Genomic DNA, 26,758 nt, shown 5'->3' on the forward strand with positions numbered 1-26,758 from the left:
GGATCTTGGTCGGCACGGATTACCGTATCAATATTCTCAGGCTTATCAGATCATGTGTAATAAGCCTTGGCGGACATTATTTGCGCCGCGATTAAACAACAGGATAAAAAATGACAGAGCAGGACATAACACCCGTTGAAACCTCAGGTCTTTCATTGGATCAGGTTTTCCTGCTGCTTGAGCAGCAGGAAACCGATCAATTAAAAGTTTTATTGGAGCAAACGCATCCTGGGCAATTGGCCGATATTCTGGAAGCCATGCCGCCCAAAAAGCGGGAGCAATTATGGGAACTGATTCCGGAATCTCTGGAAGCTGAAATCCTGTCATTGCTTCACGATGAAGCCAGAAACAGCCTGATTGTCAGAATGGAACCGGAAGAGCTGGTCGCCGCTGCCGAACATATGGACGTCAACGATCTGGCGTATATGATCGAGGAATTTCCGGATCACATCAGACAATCCATCGAAGAAAAATTGCCCGATGACATTCTGGAGCACCTGGAAACCAATCTTTCATTTGAGGAAGGGACAGCGGGCCGTTTAATGAGTCAGGATGTCATCACGGTCAGAAACGACGTTACCCTCGAAGTAGTGCTGCGCTATTTGCAACTGCACGAAGAACTCCCGGATTATACCGATGGTTTGATGGTGATTGATCGCCAGGGTTTTTACCAGGGTAAGCTGCTGCTCAACAAAGTGCTGACCTCGGACAAGGAGATGCTGGTTAAAGATGTCATGGATACGCAACACCAGGCTATCCTGGCAACGGACGACGAGCATGAAGTGACGCTTTTTTTCGAGAAATTTCATTTGGTTTCGGCGGCGGTTGTGGATGAAGACAATCGTCTGCTCGGACGGATCACTATGGATGACGTGATTGATATTTTGCGTGCCGAAGCCGATCGTACTTTGTTGGGGCGCGATGGCCTGGACGAAGAGGAAGATTTGTTTGCGCCCGTTATTAGCAGCGCCAAACGCCGAACCGTGTGGCTTGGCATTAATCTGATAACAGCATTTCTGGCAGCCTGGGTTATTGGCATGTATACCGATACGCTCGATAAAATTGTTGCACTGGCTGTTTTGATGCCGATAGTGGCAAGCATGGGTGGAATTGCCGGCAGCCAGACATTGACATTAACCATCAGAGGGCTTGCGCTCGATCAGATTACCAGTGGTAACCGTTTCTGGCTGGCGCGCAAGGAAGTCCTGATCGGCATTCTGAACGGTGTGTTATGGGCAGTTGTGATTGCGTTGTTGTCCTGGCTTTGGTTTAAGGATATCGGCATCAGTATGGTCATTGCGGCTGCCATTGTTATTAATCTGGTGGCAGCGGCAGCATCGGGCATTGCCATTCCATTGATACTGCAACGAATAAACATAGATCCTGCACTTTCCGGTGCGGTTATCCTAACCACCGTTACGGATGTGGTCGGCTTTATGAGTTTCCTGGGGCTGGCCACCTATTATCTGCTGTGACGCACAAGAAAACCGTGAAGTGTGCGGAAACAGGTGTTCACAGGACGCTCTCCAGTATTGCGGCATTCTGAGAAGAAAAAAATTTTTTTAATCAAACATTGAAAATGAGTAAAATTGCCAGTTTTTGAGGTGCACTGCGTGACTGGAAATCGGCACACAAACGTTTGGAATTAAGAAAACGTTACCGGGCGCACAACTTTTTTTTCCGTACACGGCATACAAATTTTTTCTTCCCGAACAGAGGGTTATCATGCACGAAGAAACACAGATGCACGGCCTGAAAGCCAAAGGACTCAAAAAAGGATCCGTATCCAACTGGGCTGCGGTCACAATAGGTCTGGCAGCCACCGCGCCGGCATATTCATTGGCCGGTGCATTGGGTTACGGTGCTGCGGGAAGCGGTTATCAGTTGCCGATCGTATTTATTTTGTCTGTCATTCCAATGTTTTTCGTGGCATTGTCTTATAAACATCTGACGACTGCCGCGCCGGATGCGGGAACCATTTTCACCTGGGGAACAAAAGCGATAGGGCCGCGTATCGGCTGGTTTGGCGGGTGGGCGCTGTTACTGGGCAGCGTACTGGCCGGTGTTGCCGCGACTCAGATCACGGTCATCTCCGTTGCGGTTATCTTTGGCATGGATGAAACGCCGCCCTGGTTTCATATCGTCGTTGCGGTGCTGTTCATTTTCAGCACAACCTATCTTACCGCGCTCGGGGCCAGGGAATCTTCGCGCACAACCATGATTCTGACAATTGCGCAGTACAGTATTCTTATTCTGCTGGCGGGTATACTTTATATGCGCGTTTTTCAGGGCGAAGCCGTCAGTACGGCGGAACCATTTTCATGGGAATGGTTTAATCCATTGGCAATTCCATCATTCGATGTTTTTCTCAAGGGTTTCATGATTGCGTTGTTTATATTCTGGGGATTTGATGCTTCGCTGGCCATGTCTGAAGAAACGGAAGGCGATTCCGAACAGGCCGGGCGCAGCGGAATTATTGCAATGAGTATAACAATTTTCACCTATGTGGTTTTTTCCATCGCTGCATTGGCTTACGCCGGTATTGACGTGAATCATGAATCCAGCCTGACACATTCCAGGAATATTGATTCGAGTATTACGACACTGGCGACAGAAATTATCGGGGCGCAAGGCGCAATGGTTGCGGCAGTGATTATTTGCGTCTCGGCTTTTTCGGCGACCATGTCCACGATCATGCCTTCAGCCCGCATCGCATTGGCAATGGCGACTTACAGAGCCCTTCCAAGTCCGTTTGCCCAGGTCAATTCAGTGACCAGAACGCCAAAATTCACCACCTGGACAATCGGCCTGATGACACTTGTCATATATACGACATTGAGCCTGTTGAGTGAATCGATCGTGGAAGACACAATTCTAAGCGTCAGTATTGCAGTTTGCACGTTTTATACTGTGGCGGCATTGTCCTGTGCGCTTTATTTTCATCGTACCGCCTTTAATCATTGGCGTACCGCGCTATCTCAGGTTGTTTTCCCAGCCTTCGCTGCAATTGTTCTGATTGCGGTCGCAATACTGCAGGCATGGAACATGATGGATCCGGACTACGGTTCCAGTGGATCCATCGCGGGTGTTGGTGCCGTTTTCATGATCGGTGTGGTTTCTTTGCTTTTCGGTGTCGTGTTAATGGCGCTGTGGAATCTGCGCGCGCCGAGCTTTTTCCGGGGCGAAACACTGCCGCTGGAAAGAGCGCATATGGTAATGGACACTCTGGATAAAATCCGGGCGAATAAAGCAGGCGAATAAAGCACACTGCTAAAAATCCAAATCTGCGAGCATTCGCATCGCCGTTTACTTGCCGGTTTTTCAGATCAATTAACTGTGATTTTATTCACAGCATTCTTCCTGTATTGCCTCTAAAGTAGCAGTCATTGGGTGTGGATATGGATGCAGGTTATTTTACCCGCCATATTTTCTAACACGTGCTGCGAAGTCAGGGATTTTGTTTGAAAGCTGATTGGGTAGTGGAATAAATCGAAATGATAGCTTCGAAGAGGATGCTGGTGATATGAATGTATCGGATGCTTATATTGGTGAAATTGGATATGCAGTCGGCAGTGAACATTGCCATGTATCCGATACCGTTGCAGAAGGTTTGACTTTCTCGGATGAGCAGCTGTTAACCGATTCGGGTTTTCTCTATCACTTTCGTGCGGGCGAAAATCAAACGGCATACGATCTGGCTCGGGACGCTGTCGATGACTTATGCACCAGTGAAGGCAAGGATATCAGCAAGGTTGATGGTGTGCTTTATGCAACTTGTCTGACATGTAACGGTAATTTGGGGGCATGGGATTCTTTTACAGAAACCAAAGATGTTAAGCATTTAATGGATTTTCCTGTAAGTCATCTGCAAGCGGATTTCAACATTGAGAATTCCTTCTTGATGGGGCTGAATCAAACGGCCTGTACCAGCCTGTTAGGGGCATTGCGTGTCGGCAAATCCTTGTTGACCGGCGGTCCTCATTTAAATGAATTGCTCTGTCTGACTTCTGATCGTTTTCCACCCGGTGCAGCCTATGAACAGACTTACAACCTGATCTCCGATGGTGCGGCAGCATGTGTTTTAAGCCGCAAGCCCGGACGTTTCAAGCTGCTTGATTGCCACCACCTGAGCAATGGCGCCATGGCTCAGGCCAATGACGATGAAACTGCAGGATTTTATTTTAACTATACCTATCGGGTTCTGAATGAAATTCTGACCCGTAACCGGCTTTCGCTGGATGCTGTCGACTGGATTGTGCCTCAAAACACAAACATAAAAGCCTGGGAAGTGCTGGCCAGTATTTTACGAATCGATTATGCAAAGGTGTTGACGCCCACACGGGATCAGATAGGCCACTGTATCAGTGGCGACAATCTGATTAATCTCAGGGTGGCGGATGATAAAAAGCAGTTCAAGCCAGGCGACAAAATTTTATTACCCATGGCCGGCTTTGGACTTAACTGGTCATGTGTGTTATTGGAAAAGGTATAACGTTATGGATCATGTTTTAACACTGACACGAAAACTGAGCACTGCATCTGTTAAGCGTTACAGTAATCCGTATGCCGAGTTTGAATGGCCGGATCATATTGATGAGAGCGAATGGTTGTTTTCTCCCGAGTTGTCGTCACTTGCTGGAACCGACGTTTTTGACAGCCTGAACGAGGTTCAGTTGAGAAAGCTCTGCTTCTGGGAGCTGATCAATTTTTTCAGCCTGAATATTCATGGCGAAAAAGCCCTGTTGCAAGGTTTGACAAAACGTTTATACAGCGACTGGCCGGCGGAAATATCCGATTACTTGCACCATTTTGTGGGTGAAGAAAACAAGCACATGACGCTGTTCGGTACTTTTTGTAATCGATATGCAAAAAAAGTGTATCCATCCAAAAATTACCAGATTCCCGGCAACTTCAGTCAAGGCGAAGAGGATTTTCTGTTCTTTGTCCGGGTGGTGATCTTCGAGGAATTGGTGGATTACTACAATTTATCCATGTCCAGGGACGAACGTTTGCATCCATTGTCACGGGCGATAAATGGTTATCACCATAATGACGAAAGCAGACATCTGGCTTTTGGCCGCAAAATCACAAAACACATCTTCGATACGTATAGCCCTCAATGGAGTGAAGAGACACTGGCGAATATTCGTCGTTATCTGGCTGATTACATCGTGGCGACCTGGAAAGAATATTACAACCCCTGGGTTTATAAAGATGCCCAGATTAATGATGCCTATGAAGTGTATCAAATGGCCTGGGATCATGAAGCGCAACGTGCATTGCGTAAAATGGTTTCCAGAAAATGTCTGGAATTTTTAACCCATAGTGGAATTTTGAAGGAAGAACCGCAGCTATGAACCATGAACATCCAATAAAAGATGAGCTTTGCCGATGGATCGCCGCGCATAGTGCTGTTTTTAGTGAAGATGCGGTGCCAAGCAACATGGCCATTATTGAAAAACGCATTATTACTTCGGTGCAATTGATGGACCTGATTCTGTACCTGGAACATTTAAAAGGGGAGCCGATCAATCCAGCGCAGATCAAGCCCGGGGCTTTTGCAAGCGTTGATTCCATCTACCAGCATTTCTTTTGCGAGGCGGTGTCCCGTGCTTAAACCCGATGAGGCCAGCTGGTCTAACACTGTTAACGAGGAACAATCGCGACTGTATCGTGAAGTTCCACATCACGTTTTCGGCCAGATTGCCTTAAATGCAGGGTTGTTACGGGCTTATCAGCAACTGGATACCGCATTCCTGAAACTTGCCGCGGACTTGAAAGCGCAGGAATATCAATTTTCCAGTTTTATAAAGGCGGAATATCTCAGGAAACTGGATTATCTTCATTCGTTTCCACAACATGCGACTTTTCCGCAAGTATTGTGCTGTGATGACCATAATTACCACCAGTTTCGTAAAGGCGAGATCGTCAGCAGCAATGACAGAATAAATGTCACCGAAATGGATTTGCCCGAAGCCATTTTAACCCCGGCAGCGTGCTATCACTTTTATATCCATTTTCAGAACAGCGCATTCACCCGGTCACAGGTGTTCACCACAAAAAATACCTGTTATCGAAATGAAACCGAATATACGCCATTGGAGCGCCAGTGGAGTTTCAGCATGCGGGAGATTGTCTGCATCGGTCACGAGGTTCATGTGAAAAAATTTGTCGATGACATGACAACGCGGTTGTCCGCACTGTTTCACAAATTGCCTTTTGACCTGGAATGGAAAGTGGCAACCGATCCGTTTTTTAATCCAAGTAATAACCCCAAGCATTTAATGCAGAAATTACAGCCCAGCAAATATGAAATAGTGTTCGATAACCGGCTGGCAATCGGTTCAAGCAATTTTCATCGCAGTTATTTTGGCGAAACATTCAATATTACGATCGATAACGGTTACGTATATTCCGCCTGCATTGCATTTGGTATAGAGCGCTGGTTGGCCGCGTTTATGTCGCATTTTGGGCCGAACTGCGACAACTGGCCTATGCATTTAATGGAGCATATCTGATGTCCGAATTTATTCTGATTACCGGAGCAGATGGTTATTTTGGCAACCTGCTGGTTAGAAACTATTTAGACCGGACGGACAAGAAATTAAAGCTCTGGGTGCGCGCCAGCGGCAACGAGGAATATGAATCAAAATTAGCGCGGCTCGAAAAGGCTTATGGAGCAAACCTTGAACGCATTCAGTTTTATCATGGCGACCTGTCCGAGAATCGGCCATTCCGGGAAGTGGGCCGCGAAAGCATCACTGGCATCGTTCATACGGCGGCGATCACCCGATTCAATGTGGAAGAAGACCTGGCGAACCGGGTAAATCGCGACGGCGTAAGAAAAGTAGCGGAGTTTGCACGGCAGTGCCCCGATCTCCAGCAATTCGGCTTCGTGAGCACAGTTTACAGTTCCGGGTTAACGAAAGGCATCGTGCCTGAAACATCCGTAAAACCGGAAGGCCGGTTCGCCAACCATTATGAACGCAGCAAATGGGAAGCGGAGCATATCATTCAAACAGAGTTTGCCGATTTGCCATGGAATATTTATCGTGCGGCGACGATCATCGCCGACAACGAAAGCGGCGAGGTGGTTCAATTTAACGTTTTCCATAACACCATGCGCCTGTTTTTTCACGGGTTGATTTCCTTGATGCCGGGTGAGCGCGATATTCCCATTTATCTGACCACCGGGAAATCCACGGCAAGCGCCATATTCCATTTGATGGAAGAGAAATTCACGTCGCATGAAATTTATAACATTTGCTATGACCGGCAAAATGCGCTGACTCTGGGCGAGCTGGTTGACAGGGTTTTTAGCAACTTTCAGAGCAGCGCGGAATTCCGGAAAAAGCGCATCATGCAACCGCTGTTTACAGACCTTGAAGCGTTTGAGTCTTTGGCCTCGGTACTGACGGGTGTCAGTGGCATGGTGGTCAAACAGGCGCTGGACAGCATCCGGCCTTTTTCGAAACAACTGTATATCGAAAAAAATATCAGCAACGGGAATTTGCTTAAACACTATCCGGAATATCCTTCGCCCGATATGGCGGTTTTGCTGGATAAGGTCATTCAATTTTTAATGCGCGAGAAATGGGGAATCAATACCGGATTGCAAACGCAGGGCGGCTTGAGCGCACGCGTTTGATATTTTCAAAGGCGCTGAATGCCGGTATTGACCTTGTGATCGAGGAGCAAATAAGTCCTGCGGCGAGTAAAAAACTAAGCCGCCGGGTGCTGGGAACGTTGATCAATCGGTGTCCTGGTCTGAAACAGGAAGATGCAACCCGGATCGTTATGCCGCATGCCCGCTACTCGCTGACGCATTGTTTGAATACCGTGGCTGCTGTGGCCAATCCATTCAAGCATGCGCTGGGTATCGGTATCGACTTGGAATATGGAAGATCTATGGATCCGCGAGCGGCCAGGTTTTTTCTGACGCACAAGGAACAACGGATTGTCGACACGCTTGACACTGTTCAGCGGCAATTGTTGCGTTTATGGACGGTAAAGGAAGCCATTTACAAGGCGGATTTGAACAATCACTGTAATTTTTGGTTTTTTGATTATGAAACACAAAATCCTGGGGCATTGACGGGTATTGCAACCAAAGTGAACTGCCCGGGCAAAAAAAAGTTTCGCTACGCATCCATGCCATACCAGGATGGATTCCTAACTATAGCCATAGCCATATGAGGTCATGAGATGGACACATTGAAAGAACAGGATCGATGGATGATGAGTTTTTACCGGTATTCAGAAATCAATGGCGCCCTGTTTTTCGGAAAAATTGCGGCGATGTTGCCGCCGGGTCCGATACAGACCGATCTCAACAAGCACTTTGCCGATGAAAGCATGCATAGCTGGTATTGGACCAAGGCAATGGAAGCGCTCGATTATAAACCGATCAAAATTAGAAACGCTTATCAGGATGCATACCTTGAAGCCGGCGGTTTGCCCGTGAACATGATGGAAATACTGGCGCTGACGAACGTGTTTGAGAAACGGGTTTTAAAGCAATATTTTCATCACATGAAACTGCCCGGTATTCACCCGGTAATCAAAGATACAATCGAGCTGATTGCCGAAGATGAAAAATGGCACATCCAGTGGATTAACAAGGCATTGGACGACATGAGAGAAAAATACGGTGCAGATAAGGTCAATCGTAAAATCCAGCACTATAAAAATGCTGATGAAGAAATCTACAGGAATTTTGTGATTGAAAATCAGCAACGCCTGGACTATGTCATGCACAAAAGTGCCTCACGAATCTGATAAGGGAACACGTTATGCACATCGATGAAATCAAGCAAAAAATCGCAACGCTGACCAGGCTGTCCATAGACAGCATTAGCGATGACAAGGAGATAAGCGATCTGGTTTCAGATTCCTTTATGCTGGTGGAATTGTTTCTCTCGATACAGGAGCAGTTTCAGATCGAGTTGGATCAGGAGGATCTGGAACACGTCATTACAGTGCGTCAGTTGTTGACGCTGATTCAGGAAAAGCTGGCGCAGGCGGACAAGCTGCAATGTGCAGCGGATTGAATTTAATCAGGCATATAACAGGAGGAATACATGGAAAAAGCTGCATTCATTTTATTGGGATTGAATTTCTTATATGTGGGATTGCTGCCCAAGATTTTTTTTCGTGAAGACGGCAAGTTTACGCCGATGTGGTTTGTGACTGCGGCGCCATGGGGCATTGCGCCGGTCTTGTTCATCGCCGTGTACTTCGATGTGCTGGCACCGTTCATCGATACCGCGTCCGTTGTTTACACGATTATGGCGGCAACCGGTACAGTGTTTTGCTGTGTCTCCATTGCAATAATTTCCATGACCATCGGTACGCACCGGGTGCCTTTGGCGCTCTGGCACCAGGAACACGATAACGACAAGCCGCAAAATATTGTTACCTGGGGAAGTTATAAGTATATTCGCCATCCTTTTTATAGTGCTTTTATTATTGCGTTTATCGGCGCCGTGCTCATTGTGCCGCACTGGTCGATTGTTGCACTGGGCCTGTATACGTTTTTGATCCTGAACTATACCGCCAGCAAGGAAGAAAAAAGGCTGTCCGCGGAAGGTGATGGATTCGGTGCGCAATATACTGAATACGTGAAACACACAGGGCGCTTTTTTCCAAAATTATCCGGAGAGTGCGGCATAAAAATGAAATTGAAGGAGAATCAATAATTCCACCGGCAGGGGTTGTTGCTTATCTCAGGAAAACGATGATTCTGTGTTGGAAAAAAGCGTGCAAAGGCAAACAATATGCGAGTAATCAAATCAATTGCAGAAACCGGCCATAACAGGCTCCCGGCGCAATACCCGCAATACGGTCAGACCGACATGGACACACATTTTCATTCGTTGGTCGACATTTTGATGGAGCATGCCAATACGCAAGGGTATGAGACGGCTTATGTACATTGGTCGCCCAACCAGGAAATTCAACAGCACATCAGTTTTCAGCAATTGCATCATGGCGCGCAAGCCATTGCTTCGGCGCTGCAGCAGCAATTGCCCGCCGGATCAAGAGTGGTTCTGGCTTTTCCAACGGGGATCGACTTTATTACAGCATTTATGGGGTGTTTGTATGCAGGCATGATTGCTGTTCCGGTTTATCCGCCGTTTGCCCAAAAAGAATGGCCGAGGTTTGCCAATATTGCTCAGGATTGCGGCGCAGCACTGATATGCACGCGTTCCGAACGGATGGAGGCGATGAATGACGGCTGCAGGCAGTATCGGTTGCTACAGCATATACCCTGTCTTGCAGTTGACATGCTTTACAGCAACGCTGCGCATGTATGGAACAAACCGGCGATCAAGCAGAACGACATCGCATTTTTACAATATACATCGGGTACGACCGGCGATCCAAAGGGTGTCATGGTGACGCATGGAAATATTATGGCGAACCAGGCCATGATCACCGAGATATTCCGGCATACGACCGACTCAATCGTTGCCGGGTGGCTGCCCATGTATCATGACATGGGCTTGATCGGCACTGTTCTAAATCCGCTTTATGTCGGTTTCAAATCGGTATTGATGGAGCCTATTGTTTTCTTGCGCCAACCGTCCCGCTGGTTAAAGGCAATCTCGGATTATCGGGTAACCACTAGCGGCGCGCCCAATTTTGCCTATGACTATTGTGTGGATAGAATCAACGACCGGGAAAAATCCGCTCTGGATTTGAGTTCCTGGACCGTCGCGTTCAGCGGCGCGGAAAAAGTCCAGATGCGCACAATCGAAAATTTTAGCCGCGCTTTCAGCGCATGCGGTTTTCGCAGAGAATCTTTTCTACCGTGTTACGGGCTGGCGGAGGCAACTTTGTTTGTCACGGGAAAACCCGCCGGGCAGCCCGTGACATCAATCAAAATCGATAAAAACAAGCTGGCAGTCAACGCAATCAACGAACCGCAACAGGATGAAGATGCCATTCAGATTACCAGTTGCGGGGTTGGCGCGCACAGTCAGGTGATCATCGTCGATCCGGACAGTAAGCAGCCATGCCCGCCATCCAGGGTCGGCGAGATCTGGTTGGCAGGCCCCCATGTAACCAAAGGCTATTTTAATAAGCGGGGGATTACCGGTCAGATTTTCAATGCACGGATCACGCACGGCAACGGCGATGCCTATCTTCGTACCGGCGATCTTGGTTTTATCAGGAATGGCGAGCTTTATGTGACTGGCCGCATTAAAGAAATGATTATTATCCGGGGTAAAAATTATTATCCGCAGGACATCGAACAGATAGCCCAGATCAATAATGCTGTGTTAAGAACCGGCGCGGGCGCAGCATTTGGCATAGAACTGGCAAATGAAGAAAAAGTGGTATTGGTACAGGAAATTAACAAGAAGTTTCTCAGGGATTTTGATTCCGGGCTGGTTTATGCGGACATCCGGGAAAATCTCATGTCCGGGTTGAAACTGGATATTCATGAGATTGTACTGGTTCGGCAAGGTACTATTCCAGTGACCACAAGCGGCAAAATAAGCCGCCGGACAGTCAGGGAATGCTATCTGGCCGATCGGCTTGACGCTGTGGTGGATCGGGAGTTGTCTTGTAACGCTTTGGCACTCTGTTAGTCAATCCACGGATTGGCGATTTTATCAATATGGCTTTCTAATAAAAGAATTCTCATTATGTTTACTCATTTTAAACAAGACGCACTCAAGTATTGCTTCGTTCTTTTTTATACCTGTTTGCTTTTGGCGAGCACCGGCCTGGTGAGCTGGCAACTCAATAACAGCATGGAAGTCTGGTTTTATGAAAAAGACCCGAAACGGATCGTTCATAGAGCAGCAATGGATGAAATGGGAGAATGGGACTGGCTGGCTGTCGTTCTGGATACCCGGGTTCAGATTTACGATCATCGGTTTTTAAATGAATTAAAAACGCTGAACGACCGGATATCGACACTGGACCATGTCAGAAAAGTGATTTCGATTGCAAATGCCCGGGGAACATTTAACGACAGCGACGGCCTGGAATACCGTGTTTTATACAACGGCGATCAATCCGGAAGCGACGGCATCGATGAGGAATTCAGGGAAAAATTATCGGGAAACCCTGTATTTGTCAATTCGCTCTTTAGAGAACAGCAGGACTACAAAACCGTTATCTTGATTCAGGACGATAATGCCTTTGACGATGGCGGCCCTGTCCGCGTTAAACTCGTCAACGAAGTCAACGCGATCATGGATGATGCGCAGCTTGTTGAACAGTACTGGGTGGTCGGCACGACACCTTTAAATGCCGCATTGAATACCTTCTCGCTCAGGGATGTTTATATTTTTTATCCATTGGTGTTCGGGATTTGCATCGTTTTTGGATGGTGGGTGTTTGGTAACTGGCGCGATCTGCTCGTGTCGCTCAGTATTATCTCGGCTGTTGTGTCCACCATTGTTTCGAGTATGGTTTATACCGGTTATACGCTGAACATGGTAACCATAATGCTGCCGGCCATTCTGACGTCGCTATCCATGGCCAATGTCGTTCATATCATTACGCATTTCCATAAACTGCGCGCGGCTAATCCGGACTGTTCGCTCACTGAAATCGCCGTGCTGGTCAGAAAAGAACTCTGGGCGCCTTGTTTTGGTTCTGCGCTTACGACCAGTATCGGTTTTGTTTCATTGGCGTTTGTCGGGATCGTGCCGGTGATACAACTCGGTATCTTCGGCGCCATAGGTATTTTGCTGGGTTTCTTGCTCACAATATTTGTAGCGCCACTGTTGCTGGCGTTCTTGTGGCGCAACATCCCGTATGCATGCACGGCCAGGCCCCGTTCCTTTAATACCTATGCCGGCAGCGTTCTGGCAAAAATTTCCACCGCGGTTGTCATTCATCATAAGCGGGTTATTGTTCTGTTCGGCGTTGTGACCATCGGCGCATTATCGGGGTTCCACGTGCTAAAGGCGGATACAAGTTATTTGCAGATGTTCAAGGCGAATACGGAAATCCGGAATGCCTACGACAGGGTGGAAGAATCGGGTTTTTCAACCACAAATTTCCGGATTTTCCTGGAAATGGATGAAGGTCTGGAAGATCCGGACACGTTTCTGGCGCTAAATAAACTGCAAAACGAGATCAATACATTGCCGGAAGTCATTAAAACAGTGAGTCCTATCGACGCCTTGAAAGAAATCGACCGGGCGATAATCGATGCGGAAAAATGGAGCAGCGATAATTATCTGAATTATGACAGACAGACATACGCCCAATTACTGTTCGTTGGTGAATTGAGTAATAATGACGACCTGAGGGATCTCATCCTGCACGATAACAAAACAGCGCAGATATTTATCTTTACCCATTATTTATCAAACAGCGAGCTGACAAAACTTGTTGCAGGCATTGAAGCCCTGATCGAACAATACCTGCCCGAAACCGTCAGGGCCGAAGTAACCGGTTTAACGCTGTTATGGGCCACCATGGATCAACATCTTATGGAATCCCAGATTGTCACCATTCTGGTGGTTGCCCTGGGTATTTTCGCAACATTATTTGTTATGACGCGCTCAATGTCGCTCTCATTGATCGGCCTGGCCGTCAGTTTATTGCCGGTTCTGTCCATTATTGGAATCATGGCGTGGTTGGGCATTAAATTGAATATGGGCACAATATTGATTGGCGGCATTGCACTGGGTCTGGCCATAGACGACACCATCCATTTTGTCTGGCATTACATGAATGAGCGCCATCAAGGAACAGGTTTGCAAACAAGCCTGAAAAAGACGATTGAATCGAAAGGGCTGGCGATTGTGATTACTTCAGTGATCGTGGCCGCGGGCTTTTCAATTATGATGTTGTCTCAATTTATACCAACCGTCAATTTTGGTGTGTTCACAACGGCCGCAGTCCTGCTTGCCATGCTTGCGGATATTTTATTGCTGCCGGCGATATTAATACTATTCAGCGCGCATCTAAAAATTCGGCATTTTAAACAAGACAAGGCGGGAACAAAAAACATTGACGCGGCATATAATTGAAATGCAAGGAATATTTTTTGTACGCAACAAGCTGTTGTGACGAGGTATGGATATTTGATGTACTTTAACGGAAGATGCTCGGAATTGATAATCAGGAGTAGACGAATGAACAAGTATAGCTATCAAATTGCCTTGATCCTGGTTTGCTTGATGATTGCAAGCGAGGAATTGGCAGCAAAACAATTATCCGCAGGCGAGATTGTGCACCGCGCGAACCAGGTTTCCTATTATGCGGGTCAGGATGGGCGCGCGAAAGCGGATATGACCATCACCGACGATAAAGGCCGGAAGCGACACCGCCAGATGATATTGCTGCGCAGGGATATTGCCGAAACGGATGAACTGGAAAACAACGCCTACCTCAGCGAACAGCAACTGTATGTCTATTTTACCCACCCCACGGATGTCAACAAAACAGGCTTTCTGGTGTGGAAAAATGTTACCGCGAATGATGAGCGCTGGTTGTATTTGCCGTCGCTGGACTTGGTCAGACGCATAGCGGCCAGCGACAAACGCACCAGTTTTGTCGGTTCCGACTTTTTCTATGAGGATATATCCGGGCGCAATATCAATGACGATCATCACGAACTGATCGATACGACGAACAACTATTACGTCATCAGGAATACGCCGCACGATCCGGCTTCAGTCGAATTCCAGTTCTACACGATGTACATTCATAAAGAGACATTTATACCGGTACAGGTTGAATACTACGATCAAAAAAATGAATTATATCGTCTGGGAAAAACGCTTAAAGTAGAAACCATACAGGGTTACCCGACCATAACGAAAGCCAGTATGGAAAATCTGAAATCGGGCAGCTCAACAATTATGGAATACAGCGATATTCAATACAATATTGACCTGACAAATGAAATATTTTCCGAACGCTATTTACGCAATCCGCCACAAAAATTTCTGTACTGATGGGCGCCTTTAAAAATTCAGAGTTTTAAACAAGACGAGGCCAGTTCTTGTTGATGGCAAAAAATATTGACGCAGCATATGATTGATATGTAAGGAGATATTTTTTGTGAACAACAAAGTATTGTGATGGAACGATGTAAGCAGGCAATCCGCGATGCGGATGCTCGCAAATATGGATTTTTAGAGATGCCCTAATGAAATTTTTATGCCGCCTGATCTGCTTATGCGCGTTCATCAGTTTGCCGGCGTTGGCGCAAGAGCCGGGATTGCCGGCGGGTCTGACGTCAGGCGATGAACCCGGATTGCCCGCCGGGCTGGATTTAAACCATTCGACTATCCAGCCCGCAGCCCCGCCAACCTTGCCGTTCGGTTTGTCGGATCTTGGCGAATCGACAGTATCCGGAAGTGAAATTGGTCGGAATGACAATCGCTTGCTCAGGTCTGTCCAAAGAAAATTGCCTTTTAATTTGTCGGGCTTCTGGGAGGCGCGTGGCGGGTTTCGCGTAACCGGTGACCCAAACGAAAAACAACAGTCGATTACAGAAACACGGTTGCAGTTGCAGGTGCAGAAGTCCTTGCGCAACATTGCATTCAATCTGACAACCGATCTGCTGTATGACAATGTTGCCGATAATCTGCCCGTTCAACTGAATTCCGGCCGCGGTTTTGTCGATCTGCGCGAAGCGAATTTAACATTCTCTCCGCTTGATTTTGTCGATATCAAAGCGGGCAGGCAAATACTGACCTGGGGGACGGGCGATCTGGTTTTTATTAACGATCTGTTTCCGAAGGATTTTAATTCATTCTTTATAGGCCGCGACGAGGTCTATATCAAAGCACCGTCGGATGCGGCGAAATTCTCACTGTTTAGTCAGTGGGCGAATCTGGACATTGTATATACCCCGCAATTCGATGCCGACCGTTTTATTGACGGCAGACGCATATCTTTCTTTTCGCCGATAACGGGCGATCTTGCAGGCCGTAACGCCATACTCCGGCCCGACAAGCCCGACAAGGGTGAAGTCGCGTTGCGTTTATACCGTAACCTGGGGTCGTTCGAAACGGCGCTGTATTTTTATGAAGGCTACTGGAAAAGCCCCGGCGGGATCGATCCGGTCAGCGGCACGGTGCTTTTTCCCAAGCTGCGCGTAGTGGGTGGAAGTATTCGCGGCCCCGTTGGCCGGGGTATCGGGAATATCGAAACGGGTTATTACAATTCGCGCGATGATGGTAACGGAAATAATCCGTTTGTGAATAACAGCGAATTTCGCGCCCTGGCGGGTTACGAACAGGAAGTGGCAAAAGATTTCACCGTCGGCGCGCAGTATTACCTTGAGCACCTGTTCGATTATTCGAATTATTTAAATACACTGCCCGCTATTTTTCCACAGCGCGACCGGGATCGCCACGTGCTGACCACCCGGCTGACGCTGTTAACGCATAACCAGAATGTCACCTGGTCAATATTCAGCTACTTTTCCCCGTCGGATATGGATTTTTATCTCAGGCCAAGAATTAACTACAGAATAAACGATTATTGGGCAACCGAGTTGGGCGGAAATATTTTTGGCGGCAGAAAAGACCATACGCTGTTCAGTCAGTTTCAGAATAACAGCAATGTGTATTTGTCGGTCAGATTTGGGTTTTAGGGGCTGTTCACAATGAGTGAATTATTTCTGTTGTCCCTGAAATGATGTCAGGCAAGCCGGATAGGGTGGACAAGTAACGCGTCGTCCACCGTTGCATAGGAAACAACCGGTGGATGACGCTTCGCTGATTCATATATGGACTCCTCCCGTTTTGCAAGCAAAACTCATGATGACTTTAAGGTACAACTGCTTCCGTATATCCGGCTTCTCGTTGGATAGCTTCTCTATCCGAGCCATGATGGATTTCGCGCGTAAGGTTCAAATCGCCCTAGCGGCTTTGCTGTGTATGTATCTGAGTAGGGAGCTTGTGGATAAGACTGAATGAACTTACGCCGGTCTGACCTGTTTGCCATCAATTTATTTTGCTACGCAATTACAAGTGGCTTTTCCTCTTTACTAAACAAAATTTACTGTCATCACACTGAAAACGCTACGCCGCCTTCCGGTAAGGTTCGCCACGACTCAATATCGACCATGCGATACGTGCGTTCTTGTTGCGCCGTTCAGCCAGACTCTTTGCCCAGCGGCTGCGGACATCTTCTTTATTCTTGGCGGCATTGAGTGCAGCACGGGCACCGTGAACCAGCAGCATGCGTATATATTTATCACCCCGTTTGCTGATTCTACCGAGCCTGTTCTTGCCGCCGCTGGAATGTTGCCGCGGGGTCAAACCGAACCATGCAGCCATGTCTCGTCCACTATTAAATTGAGTGCCGTTGCCCACTGCAGCAACCAACGCACTGGCAGTAACCGGCCCAATCCCTTCTACTTCAAGCAACCGCTTGATCTGCTCATCCTCACGGGCTGCCTGGACAATCCTGGTGTCATAGGCTGCAATGCGATCATCCAGTGCGCGTAACTCTTCACTCAAACCTGCCAGCAATACACGAAAATTCCCCGGCAATCCATTCTCACCGTCTTCCAGTAACTCAGGCAATGCCTTTCGCAATCGACCAATCGATGTGGCGACCACAATACCAAATTCGCCCAGTAAGCCCCGTATTTCATTCGTTAACGCTGTGCGCGATTTAATCAGCCGGGCGCGAATTCGGTGTCCCGCTTGAACAACCTGCTGTTCGACCGTTTTGACCGCAACAAAGCGCATGTTCGGTCGGCCAACGGCTTCACAAATCGCTTCCGCATCATTGGCATCGTTCTTGCCGCTCTTCACGTAAGGTTTTACAAACTGCGGCGCCATCAATCGAATTTCATGACCTAACTTGCTCAGTTCGCGTGCCCAGTAATGCGCACTCCCACATGCTTCCATTCCAATTAAACAAGGTGGTAATTTGCTGAAATAACCCAGCATCTGTGAACGGCGCAACTGTTTGCGAACCTGTACTTTACCCGCTCCGTCTACACCATGAATTTGGAATACCTGTTTTGCCAAATCAACTCCGGTACGTGCTATAGTCATCATCTCCTCCCGCTTCTTGATTGCTAAAATCTTTAGTGTGGCACATTACGATGCCGTCGAGTGGGAGGAGTCCATTCCATTGCCCTACAAATTCCGGGCCTGACTTCGGCTCAACTTCCCAACTGATCCAGAAGGGTGCGTTGGACGCATCAGGCAGTTTGCCTTGCCAAAATTATCTTGTTTGCCAGTTTTCCGGATGGCGGCTTGCATGCATGACAGCAACAATAATTGATATCTTTTCAATACGATAAAAAATACCAAATGGAAAACGGCGGATGATCGCGTGGTGGGTTTTTCTGTGCACAATGGGAAACATACACGGACTGGTGGAAATGCGGGTGCACATTGCCAGGATTTCGTCCAGAAACTGTCCGCCAAGACCCGAGTTTTGTTTTTCATACCATGTGGCAGTCGATTTGATATCTTTCTCCGCTTCGGTGCAAAAATAGATTTTTAATTTCACAATTACTTTCTGATTTCAGCGATCAGTTCGGTAGCTTCCCGGTCTTTTGTCCGGTCTGTTTCGTAGGTGTCCAGCCGCTGTTCAAGCATTTTTCTCTGAGCGGCCGTCAGTGGTAAAACGGATTGGTCGGCCGCGATACTGTCCCAGATATCCTCGACCAGTTTTATGCGTTCGTTGATTGAGAGTTCCTGGATGTTTGCGGGTAAGGTTTGCATATTAACGCCCTGTTTTTGCATGTTTGCAGCATAACAGTTTCGGGGCAGGACGGGTAAGCTTTTGCCGTCCACCGTAACACAGGAAAACAATCAACCGGTGGATAGTGTTTCACCGACCCATCCAGGGAGAATCGAGTCTGAATACGGCGCAATTTGTTGATACCGGCAATTATATCCTTCTCTATCACTCCAGAGTTCTCTGGCAAAGTACCGGTAATTTATCATGCCAGAGTGGATGCTTTTCAACGCTGATTTGCCCAAAATCTTGGTAAGTTTTACATGACGATTGACATTGTAGACTGATAACTTTCAGATTATCGCTTGCAATTGTGTACCGAAATAAATTATAGTGCAGCGAGTATAGTTAAAATAAGGCTGGCAATTTTGCCAGCCTTATTTTTACACGATTGGACTAATATCAATTTTCCTTGCTGTAACTTTAAATTCTAGGGACACAACTCTTAACCGTTACCATAATTAATAATATGTCCCTAGAATTCGTGGGCATTAGTTCTACTTTGTCAGATTACCCAAAAGCCACTTTTCGCCTAGCAAAAGACTTTTTAGCGCTGAGCCGTCGCCGGTGCCGCTTATGAATAACATCTGCCAGATCCTCGGTGGTAAGTTGTCTTTTTGGCAGCATGTGCGCTAATGCGGTCACCAGGTCATTGAAGGATAACATCGGCCATTGCTTGCGCCCAAGCATCTTTTGCTTGACCAAGAATAGCGTTGCCAGCATGACTAGCGCCATGTGATGATGCCATGCATCCCACCGGCGCACTTGATAATCAGCCATGCCACATTCGCTTTTTGCTTCATGAAAGCTGTGCTCAATGAAGAAACGCTGCGCCTGTACTTGCGCCAGTTGCTGTAACGGTGTTTCAAGTGACGCGTTGGATAAGCTATAATGCGATATTTCGCTAGCGCCAACCTCCCGCTTTGCCAGCAAGTGCCAGCGATGCGCTTGTTTCTCGCTGCCATCCCATACCCATACAAATGCATGAAGATATTCCGCTTCCAGCATACCTTTCTCGCCTTCGCGCAGTTTAATGCGCCGCCATACTGCATCCGGCTGCTCTGATACCCATTGATCAACACGTATCGCCTCAGATTGTGCTTTCAGGCGTTTCGGTTGCCTGCCACGGCTATTCCAGGCAGGAATGCCCGGTTTTGGGTCTTCAAGATAAACCATCTGCCGACAGTGAACATCAGCGACAAATGTGCAGCCAAGTTTATCAACACCACGCAAGAAAGCAGGATCCTTGCCATAGCCGCCATCAATGCCGACATAACCAAAACGCACACCGCGTTGTTTGGCTGTTTCGATCATTGATAATGCAATCTCGCATTTGCTTTGATAATACTGGCATGCCTCAGGTATTGCTGCTTTCTTGCAACGATCCGAATCGCTCATCCAATGTTGTGGCAAATACAGGCGCGCATCAATCAAACTGGCCATGCTGTTTTGGCACAAACTGGCAAATACACCAACCTGACAATTGTCTACCTTACCAAGACGGCCATTCCATTGTCGGGAAACACCTGCTGATGATTCGCCTTTCTTCGCAAAAGCGCTTTCATCGATAATCAAAACAGCAGCAGAACCACCCAACAACGCATCCGTCTCAATCGCAATCTGCTCGCCAAATCCATTCCAGTCAATCGCGTCTGATGTCAGCATGTGTTGCATCGCCTGGTGGTCAACTTCATTGACTTCGCCCATGCGTAACATATTTGCTCGTTCAGATTGAAACAGTCCACGCAGGTAGCCATAGAATGTCGCTGACGCATCGCGCGTCGCCGATACAAAAAATGATGAAAATAACGATAAATGTGCGCTAAGCGCTTCTGGAAGCCCCTGAAGGGCAAATTGGAGTGACCGTTTAGTATTTTCACGACATGATCGTGATTAATAATTATTAAACAAAGTGTTATTATACATCAGTTTGATACACTTTTGGGGTCATTTGAATCTGACAAAGTAGAATTAGGCTTATATAGTAAAGACAGGGTCATGCCAATGACAATGCCAGTGGTCTCCATGTGGGATACAATGCCAATAACCACCATTAACACTTTGTAGCTGATCATCTGTTAATTCATGTATTACATTTTCATCAGTTACATCATTTGTTAATTCGTTCATGATAATTCTCCTTTTAGTTAAAATTAGCTGACGGAATTGTCAGCCTGCTTTTTACACGATTGGGCTGATATCAATTTCCCTTGGTGTAACCTTAAAACTCTGTCGGCTTTGTTAATCGTTTCCAAACGGTGTGCAATGATGATGCGCGTTATCGACAGATGTTGTATTTGTTGACTGATTTTTGCCTCATTATCAATGTCGAGATGACTGGTTGCTTCATCCAAGAATAAGATGGTGGGTTGTTTATATAGAGCGCGAGCCAGGAACAATCGCTGTACTTGCCCACCGGAGAGATTAGACCCCATGTCACCCACCAGCGCGTTATAACCCATGGTCATTTGCACAATATCTTTATGAATAGCCGCTAAATGAGCACATTGTTCTATTCGCAGGTAATTGGGTTCGGGGTCAAAAAAACTGATGTTGTCTGCAATGGAACCTGCCAGAAGCGTGTCAGCTTGCATAACAGCGGCAAGTTGTTGGCGGTATCGTTTTAAACCAATATGGGTGATGTCTTGACCGTCAAGTAAGATTCGTCCTGAAGTGGGTTGCAGCAACCCCAACATTAGTTTGATCAGGGTGGTTTTCCCGCCACCTGAGTCACCTGTTATCGCTACTGAATCACCCGCTTCAATGGTAAGGCTGAGATTATCAATAATTTTGCGTTCGCCTGTACCGTAGCTAAAACTCACATTTTCTAGCGTTAATTCACCTCTTGTCTCAGGCAAAAAGGCATTGCCTTCCCGATGTTTTTCCTGAGGATGCAGCGCAATATCTGAGATACGATCCAGATGCAGACGCATCATTTTAAACTGGATGATTTGTTCAATCAGATTAGCAAAACGCTCAGTGAACATCCCTTTATAGGCGATAAAAGCCAATGCCATGCCAATCGACAACACACCACCCATTACAATCAATGCGGCAAAATAAATAACCAGGACATTTTCCAAACCGAACAATAGTTTGTTTGCAGCATCAAAACTGATCTTCAGTTTTCCGACACGAATATCTGCATTAATTACTTCGGCGTAGCGATTTTGCCAAATACCTTGACGTTGCGCCTCATTACCAAAGAGTTTGATAGTTTGAATACCACGTATATTTTCCAGGAAATTCGTTTGCTCTTTAGCCTTGTTCTGAATAGATTCTTCAGTAGCCTGATGCAGTGGACGATAAAGTGCCAGACGCAATAGTGTGTATAAAGCAATGGCGATCAACACGACTACCGTTAATTGCACGCTGTAGAGTAGCATCATTCCCAATATCGCTAGGGACATGACGCCATCAACCAATGCTTCTACTAAACCGGTTGTCATGCGCTCTCTAATATGTGCCAAGGAACCAAATCGTGAAACGATATCGCCAATATGACGTGATTCGAAGTAATTCATTGGAAGTCTGAGCAAGTGGCGCAATAGGTTGACGCCCATTTGCATATTCAGCAGACTTGATAACCGAAGAATTAACCAGCTACGGACAACGGTTGTTATTACACTAATAATACTTAACAAAGCAAAACCAATTGCAAGAACAACGAGTAATGGTTGGTCATGGCTGATCAAAACTTCATCCACAACCCATTGCATATAATATGGCGTTGCCAATACAAATAATTGCAATACGATGGATAGCGCAAAAAGGTTAATGAGTGCCCATTTCAGTCCAGTTATTTTGCTCCATAACTGGGACAATTTCATACGCTGCCGCTCTTGCTTTTGCTCGAAATTGCTGGTTGGCGTCAGTTCAAGAGCAATGCCGGTAAAATGTTTACTGAATTCTTCTAATGTCAGGATGCGTTTTCCTACTGCCGGATCATTAACTGTAAATTTTTCACCCTTGACCTGAGTCAGCACTACAAAATGGTTCATATCCCAATGCAAAATACAGGGGAGCGCCAGTTTATGTGCCTCCGCTATTGGGCATTTAAGTGCCCGGCTGGCGAGACCCAAACTATCTCCCAGTTCAATCAGTTGTTTTAAATTCATGCCCTTTAAATTGGCAGAAAATCGCTGGCGCATTGCTGGCATGTCGAGTTGATGACCATGGTAGGAGGCGACCATGGCCATAGTCGCCAAGCCACACTCTGCCACTTCTGCTTGCAGGATTAATGGCACGCGCTTTTTATTAGAAAACTCCAGCAGGCTTGCAGCATTTTCAGCAATTTGCGACATTAGCTGATCCTCCCACCCAAGCTATAAATGGGGTCCAAAATCCATTCAATGAGCGACCGTCGATCAAGAATGATGTCGGCATCAAATAACATGCCGCTTTTTAAATTGAACTCTTTACCGTAGCCTCGAATAACTTGTTGGTCCAGCTTGGCTTGCAGGCGATAAACCGGTTCATCAAGATTAATTGGTAAATCGGCTTCGCCTTGGGTAATTAATGCTTTGTCTATACGGGTAATTCTGCTTTCGAGAAAACCAAAGCGTTGATGGGGAAAGGCTTCAAAACGTAATCTGGCAATGTCTCCAGATTGAACAAAACCAGCTGATCGTGTAGGCAACAATAACTCAGCCACCAGCTCGGCGCCCTCAGGTAACAAGGTTAATAGCGGTCGCGTGGGATTAAGTGTTTCGCCTTTTGCCACTTGAATCGCAGTGACCATACCATCATGGGTTGCTCTTATTACATAGTTATAATTTGTTTTTGTCTCACTTAATTGGTTATTTATGTCAGATTTTCTGCGTTCAATTTCTAGAATTTTTAATTGGTATTGTTCGGGAATATTTTTTTTATCATGCTCTAATTGTTGCAATTCGTCTTGTTGCTGTAATAACGTTTGTTCAAGAGACTCGACTTCTTGTCTAACCGTTAAGTAGTTTTCTTTCTCCTGTTGAAAACCCAACTCAGAAATAAAACCTTCTTGATATAATTTTTCATGCTGGTCTCGCCGTTGGGTTAATAACCTCAATCTTTCCTGTAGTAACATTTTTTGATTCAAGGTAACTGTGCGAGAATGGGCTAATACAGCATGACGTTGATTTATTCTCGATAATTCTTGTTCTTCCAGTCGCTGGTTTTGATTGGCTTCATCTTCTAAAAGTCGAATCTGTTTTGTTAGTTCACTAATTAGTCTTTCACTGAGATCTTCTCCAGAAGTCATATTCTGTCGTGTAATAATGCTAATTAAAGGCATTCCTGTTTTAACCCTATCGCCTTCTTTAACGTAGATCTCTTTTACGGTGCCTGTCCGGTTCGCATAGCTTTTTATGATGCCTTTGTCAGGACGCAGGAACCCTTGGACTGTTTCTTTTCTCGCATAGTGCGAGGTAAATAAAAAAATCATTATTGTTGCCACAATAACAACAATAATCGTGACAGTTGTCTTAATTGATAGGGGTTGAGCAAGAGAGATAGACCCTACTAACCGTTGCGATTGTGCGTCTAGTACTTCCTGCCTAAATAATTTTGACAAAAGTATTCCCCAAAAGAAAAGTTACTGACTTAAAACACTCTATGACCAACCGATTTCTTTATAAAACTGTTGTAAAAGTATATTTAAAGAAAAATTCATGTTCTGTGAGTTTTGTCACATAATGTACTTACAAGTCCTTAAATGCCCGAGTTTGCGCAAGGAAATAAGGGGAAGTGACCTAGTGATTTCGTAAATTAAAACCATTCAGCAGAGCTATAAGGATACTTCTAGACGCTTAGTCCATCTTAGACGGCTGCAAGACGTCGTTTGAATGAACATCATAACTTTCTGACTTGCTGTACCGACGGTTGCCGGGTAATGACGGCAATTGAGGTTGTGATGTGGTCAAGGATTTTGTGACACTCCAGCTGTGCTTCCGTTTATAACGTTGAATTTTTAGCGGCGCTCAGCATTGGGGGCAGTTCCAAAATGTGGTGTTTCTCACATCGTCTTTTTTTTATTTTGACTACAGTATCCATCAGTTTGATGTTAAAGCGCGGTTATTTTTCATTTACGTTGATTTCTTGATAAATGGCTCCGGTTGTTTTGCTTGCCTATGAGCTATTCGATGGTGACCGGCATTTGCCGCGAAACGATGAAAAAATACCGAATGACTAAAGGTAACTTGCATGAATGTGACAGAATTAAAAAAGATAGAGGCGGCGTTGAATGACACCGGAATGGCGGATTGCACGGCGTTGCAGCATGACACTATTGTGGCCGTGGCACGCCAGCACGCCCTGAATCTGGGTGATCGGAAATATATCACCTGGCTCGACAATGGAAAAACCGAATCAGATTCATACAGTTTTGCGGCGCTTGACCGGCAGGCCCGCTCGCTGGCGGTGCAATTGCAGGCTTTGGTGCACAGCCGTCAGCATAACCATGGTCAGGCGGACTATCCGGCTGCGTTGATCTTAACCCAACCCGGCCTGGAGTTTGTTAAGGCTTTTTTTGCCTGCCTGTACGCCGGTATTGTTGCGGTGCCTACTTATCCTCTCAAGCGGGGAGAAACTTCACAACGCTTAAGTGTGCTGGTTGAAAACTCCCGGGCGAGTATGGTGCTGGCTGATAGCAAGAGTTATGCACAGATCGCTCAATTTCCGGATGTATGCATGCAGGCGCCTCTGGTTCGCCTGGATGATTTGTCGCCCGATTTGCACGAAAACTGGAAATTTCCTGATATTGACAGCCAGTCACCGGCTTTTTATCAGTACACCTCAGGCTCCACAGGTCAGTCTAAAGGCGTCATTGTTACCCATGGCAATCTGATGAGTAATGAACGCGTCATCGCCGAGGCCATGGGACATGACAGCGACACTGTCGTTGTGGGGTGGTTGCCGCTTTTTCATGACATGGGGCTGATCGGCAATTTGCTGCAACCGTTTTGTCTGGGCGCATCGTGCTACCTAATGTCGCCGCTTGCTTTCATTGCCAATCCGGTCCGCTGGTTGCAGGCGATTTCAAAGTATCGGGCCACTTCCAGTGGCGGGCCTAATTTTGCGTATGACCTGTGTATCGCCCGCACCACTGCCGAGCAGAGGGCGGAACTGGATTTGAGTCACTGGCAGGTGGCGTTTAATGGTTCCGAGCCGATTCGGGCGGCTACCCTGGATCGTTTCAGCCAGACTTTTGCCGGTTGCGGTTTCAACAGATCGGCGTTTTTTCCCTGTTATGGCATGGCGGAAAGCACACTGCTGGTAACCGGCAGTTCGCCGTACCAGCTTCCTGCCGTATTGACGGTGGATAAACGCGAGCTTGAACTGGGTAAGGTGCAACCGCTGGCGACAATACATTCCACTGCGACACAAACCGGCAATGCGGAAATTGAAGTAAGTGCGCCGCAAACCGTGCAACTGGTTTCCTCCGGGAAAACCTATCAGGACTGTCAGGTCAGGATTGTGCATCCTGAAACCTGTGTGGCGTTGCCAGCGCAGCATGTTGGCGAAATCTGGGTGCGCGGCAGTAGCGTGGCGAATGGATATAAGGACAACGACCATTTAACTGATCGTACATTTAAAGCACGCCTTGCCGAGGCGGACCAGAGCGATACGTATTTACGTACAGGCGACCTGGGTTTTTTGTATAAAGGCGAACTTTTTGTCACCGGCCGTCACAAGGACCTGATTATTATCAATGGCCGCAATCATTATCCGCAGGATCTCGAACAGACCGTCATTCAGGCGCATCCTGCACTGGCCGACTGCCGCGTTGCCGCTTTCGGCATCGATGTCGATACGCAAGAGCGCCTAGTCGTTGTGGCGTCTATTGGTAAAAAAATCGCCAATAACATTCCTGTGCAGGAGATCCGGGATTCGGTGGCAGAAGTCATAACGCGCCGGCATGGTTTAAAACTGCAAGCACTGGTTTTTACGACTTCGCGCTTGCCTGAGACGTCCAGCGGCAAGCTGCAACGTTCTCGGTGCAGGCAAATGTACCAGAACGGAGAGTTTGAAACCAGGCGGTTATAGAAAGGAAATTCGCTCAATATTCACTGACTCAAGAAACTGGAGT

23 protein-coding genes are annotated in these 26,758 nt (G+C 46.8%); 16 read left to right on the plus strand and 7 right to left on the minus strand.

Going from position 1 to position 26,758, the window contains the following annotated elements:
• Positions 1–110 precede the first annotated feature (110 nt).
• From mgtE to MRK00_08470, 15 genes are all read left to right on the plus strand, one after another.
• Complete coding sequence (mgtE, locus tag MRK00_08400; GenBank protein MDR4517392.1) at positions 111–1,475, plus strand: magnesium transporter; 1,365 nt, start codon at positions 111–113, stop codon at positions 1,473–1,475.
• A gap of 250 nt (positions 1,476–1,725) precedes the next feature.
• A complete protein-coding gene (locus MRK00_08405) occupies positions 1,726–3,261 on the plus strand; it encodes an APC family permease (GenBank protein MDR4517393.1) in 1,536 nt (511 codons plus the stop codon).
• 262 nt (positions 3,262–3,523) lie between these two features.
• Positions 3,524–4,492 (plus strand): hypothetical protein, encoded by a 969-nt coding sequence (locus tag MRK00_08410; GenBank protein MDR4517394.1) that lies wholly within the window; start codon positions 3,524–3,526, stop codon positions 4,490–4,492.
• 4 nt (positions 4,493–4,496) lie between these two features.
• Positions 4,497–5,357 carry a diiron oxygenase gene (locus tag MRK00_08415; protein MDR4517395.1) on the plus strand — a complete coding sequence of 287 codons (861 nt, stop codon included), beginning with the start codon at positions 4,497–4,499 and terminating at the stop codon, positions 5,355–5,357.
• On the plus strand, positions 5,354–5,617 hold the full coding sequence (locus tag MRK00_08420) for a hypothetical protein (protein ID MDR4517396.1): 264 nt from the start codon (positions 5,354–5,356) through the stop codon (positions 5,615–5,617). Before MRK00_08415 ends, MRK00_08420 begins: the two co-directional genes overlap by 4 nt.
• Positions 5,610–6,518, plus strand: coding sequence for a hypothetical protein (locus MRK00_08425; GenBank protein ID MDR4517397.1), 909 nt, complete (start codon positions 5,610–5,612; stop codon positions 6,516–6,518). Before MRK00_08420 ends, MRK00_08425 begins: the two co-directional genes overlap by 8 nt.
• Positions 6,518–7,648 carry an SDR family oxidoreductase gene (locus MRK00_08430; GenBank protein ID MDR4517398.1) on the plus strand — a complete coding sequence of 377 codons (1,131 nt, stop codon included), beginning with the start codon at positions 6,518–6,520 and terminating at the stop codon, positions 7,646–7,648. The genes MRK00_08425 and MRK00_08430 overlap by 1 nt, the downstream gene beginning before the upstream one ends.
• Positions 7,594–8,196 carry a 4'-phosphopantetheinyl transferase superfamily protein gene (locus tag MRK00_08435; protein ID MDR4517399.1) on the plus strand — a complete coding sequence of 201 codons (603 nt, stop codon included), beginning with the start codon at positions 7,594–7,596 and terminating at the stop codon, positions 8,194–8,196. Before MRK00_08430 ends, MRK00_08435 begins: the two co-directional genes overlap by 55 nt.
• A 9-nt stretch (positions 8,197–8,205) precedes the next feature.
• A complete protein-coding gene (locus MRK00_08440) occupies positions 8,206–8,778 on the plus strand; it encodes a ferritin-like domain-containing protein (GenBank protein MDR4517400.1) in 573 nt (190 codons plus the stop codon).
• 14 nt (positions 8,779–8,792) lie between these two features.
• Positions 8,793–9,050, plus strand: coding sequence for an acyl carrier protein (locus MRK00_08445; protein MDR4517401.1), 258 nt, complete (start codon positions 8,793–8,795; stop codon positions 9,048–9,050).
• 30 nt (positions 9,051–9,080) lie between these two features.
• The gene (locus tag MRK00_08450) at positions 9,081–9,698 is read left to right on the plus strand and encodes an isoprenylcysteine carboxylmethyltransferase family protein (protein MDR4517402.1); all 618 of its coding nucleotides are present in this window, start codon (positions 9,081–9,083) and stop codon (positions 9,696–9,698) included.
• A gap of 78 nt (positions 9,699–9,776) precedes the next feature.
• On the plus strand, positions 9,777–11,597 hold the full coding sequence (locus MRK00_08455; protein ID MDR4517403.1) for a fatty acyl-AMP ligase: 1,821 nt from the start codon (positions 9,777–9,779) through the stop codon (positions 11,595–11,597).
• 57 nt (positions 11,598–11,654) lie between these two features.
• Complete coding sequence (locus MRK00_08460) at positions 11,655–14,003, plus strand: MMPL family transporter (protein ID MDR4517404.1); 2,349 nt, start codon at positions 11,655–11,657, stop codon at positions 14,001–14,003.
• Positions 14,004–14,108: 105 nt separating this feature from the next.
• The gene (locus tag MRK00_08465) at positions 14,109–14,933 is read left to right on the plus strand and encodes an outer membrane lipoprotein-sorting protein (protein ID MDR4517405.1); all 825 of its coding nucleotides are present in this window, start codon (positions 14,109–14,111) and stop codon (positions 14,931–14,933) included.
• A 194-nt stretch (positions 14,934–15,127) separates the two neighbouring features.
• On the plus strand, positions 15,128–16,582 hold the full coding sequence (locus MRK00_08470; protein ID MDR4517406.1) for a hypothetical protein: 1,455 nt from the start codon (positions 15,128–15,130) through the stop codon (positions 16,580–16,582).
• 430 nt (positions 16,583–17,012) lie between these two features.
• On the opposite strand, the gene MRK00_08475 is transcribed toward MRK00_08470, so the two are convergent.
• From MRK00_08475 to MRK00_08505, 7 genes are all read right to left on the minus strand, one after another.
• Positions 17,013–17,999, minus strand: coding sequence for an IS110 family transposase (locus MRK00_08475; GenBank protein ID MDR4517407.1), 987 nt, complete (start codon positions 17,997–17,999; stop codon positions 17,013–17,015).
• 172 nt (positions 18,000–18,171) lie between these two features.
• Complete coding sequence (locus MRK00_08480) at positions 18,172–18,462, minus strand: type II toxin-antitoxin system RelE/ParE family toxin (GenBank protein ID MDR4517408.1); 291 nt, start codon at positions 18,460–18,462, stop codon at positions 18,172–18,174.
• A 2-nt stretch (positions 18,463–18,464) separates the two neighbouring features.
• Positions 18,465–18,677: an addiction module protein gene (locus MRK00_08485; GenBank protein ID MDR4517409.1), complete on the minus strand. Its 213-nt coding sequence runs from the start codon at positions 18,675–18,677 to the stop codon at positions 18,465–18,467.
• Between the two features lie 526 nt (positions 18,678–19,203).
• Positions 19,204–20,433 (minus strand): IS701 family transposase, encoded by a 1,230-nt coding sequence (locus MRK00_08490; GenBank protein MDR4517410.1) that lies wholly within the window; start codon positions 20,431–20,433, stop codon positions 19,204–19,206.
• Between the two features lie 237 nt (positions 20,434–20,670).
• Positions 20,671–20,823 (minus strand): bacteriocin, encoded by a 153-nt coding sequence (locus MRK00_08495; protein MDR4517411.1) that lies wholly within the window; start codon positions 20,821–20,823, stop codon positions 20,671–20,673.
• A 23-nt stretch (positions 20,824–20,846) separates the two neighbouring features.
• Positions 20,847–22,997 carry a peptidase domain-containing ABC transporter gene (locus MRK00_08500; GenBank protein ID MDR4517412.1) on the minus strand — a complete coding sequence of 717 codons (2,151 nt, stop codon included), beginning with the start codon at positions 22,995–22,997 and terminating at the stop codon, positions 20,847–20,849.
• Positions 22,997–24,244 (minus strand): HlyD family efflux transporter periplasmic adaptor subunit, encoded by a 1,248-nt coding sequence (locus tag MRK00_08505; protein ID MDR4517413.1) that lies wholly within the window; start codon positions 24,242–24,244, stop codon positions 22,997–22,999. The genes MRK00_08500 and MRK00_08505 overlap by 1 nt, the downstream gene beginning before the upstream one ends.
• Positions 24,245–24,873: 629 nt before the next feature.
• Between MRK00_08505 and MRK00_08510 the strand changes: the two genes are divergently transcribed.
• Positions 24,874–26,715, plus strand: a complete 1,842-nt coding sequence (locus MRK00_08510) for a fatty acyl-AMP ligase (protein ID MDR4517414.1) — start codon at positions 24,874–24,876, stop codon at positions 26,713–26,715.
• The last annotated feature ends 43 nt before the right edge of the window (positions 26,716–26,758 follow it).

This window comes from Nitrosomonas sp., from assembly GCA_031316255.1.
Classification (GTDB): Bacteria; Pseudomonadota; Gammaproteobacteria; order Burkholderiales; family Nitrosomonadaceae; genus Nitrosomonas.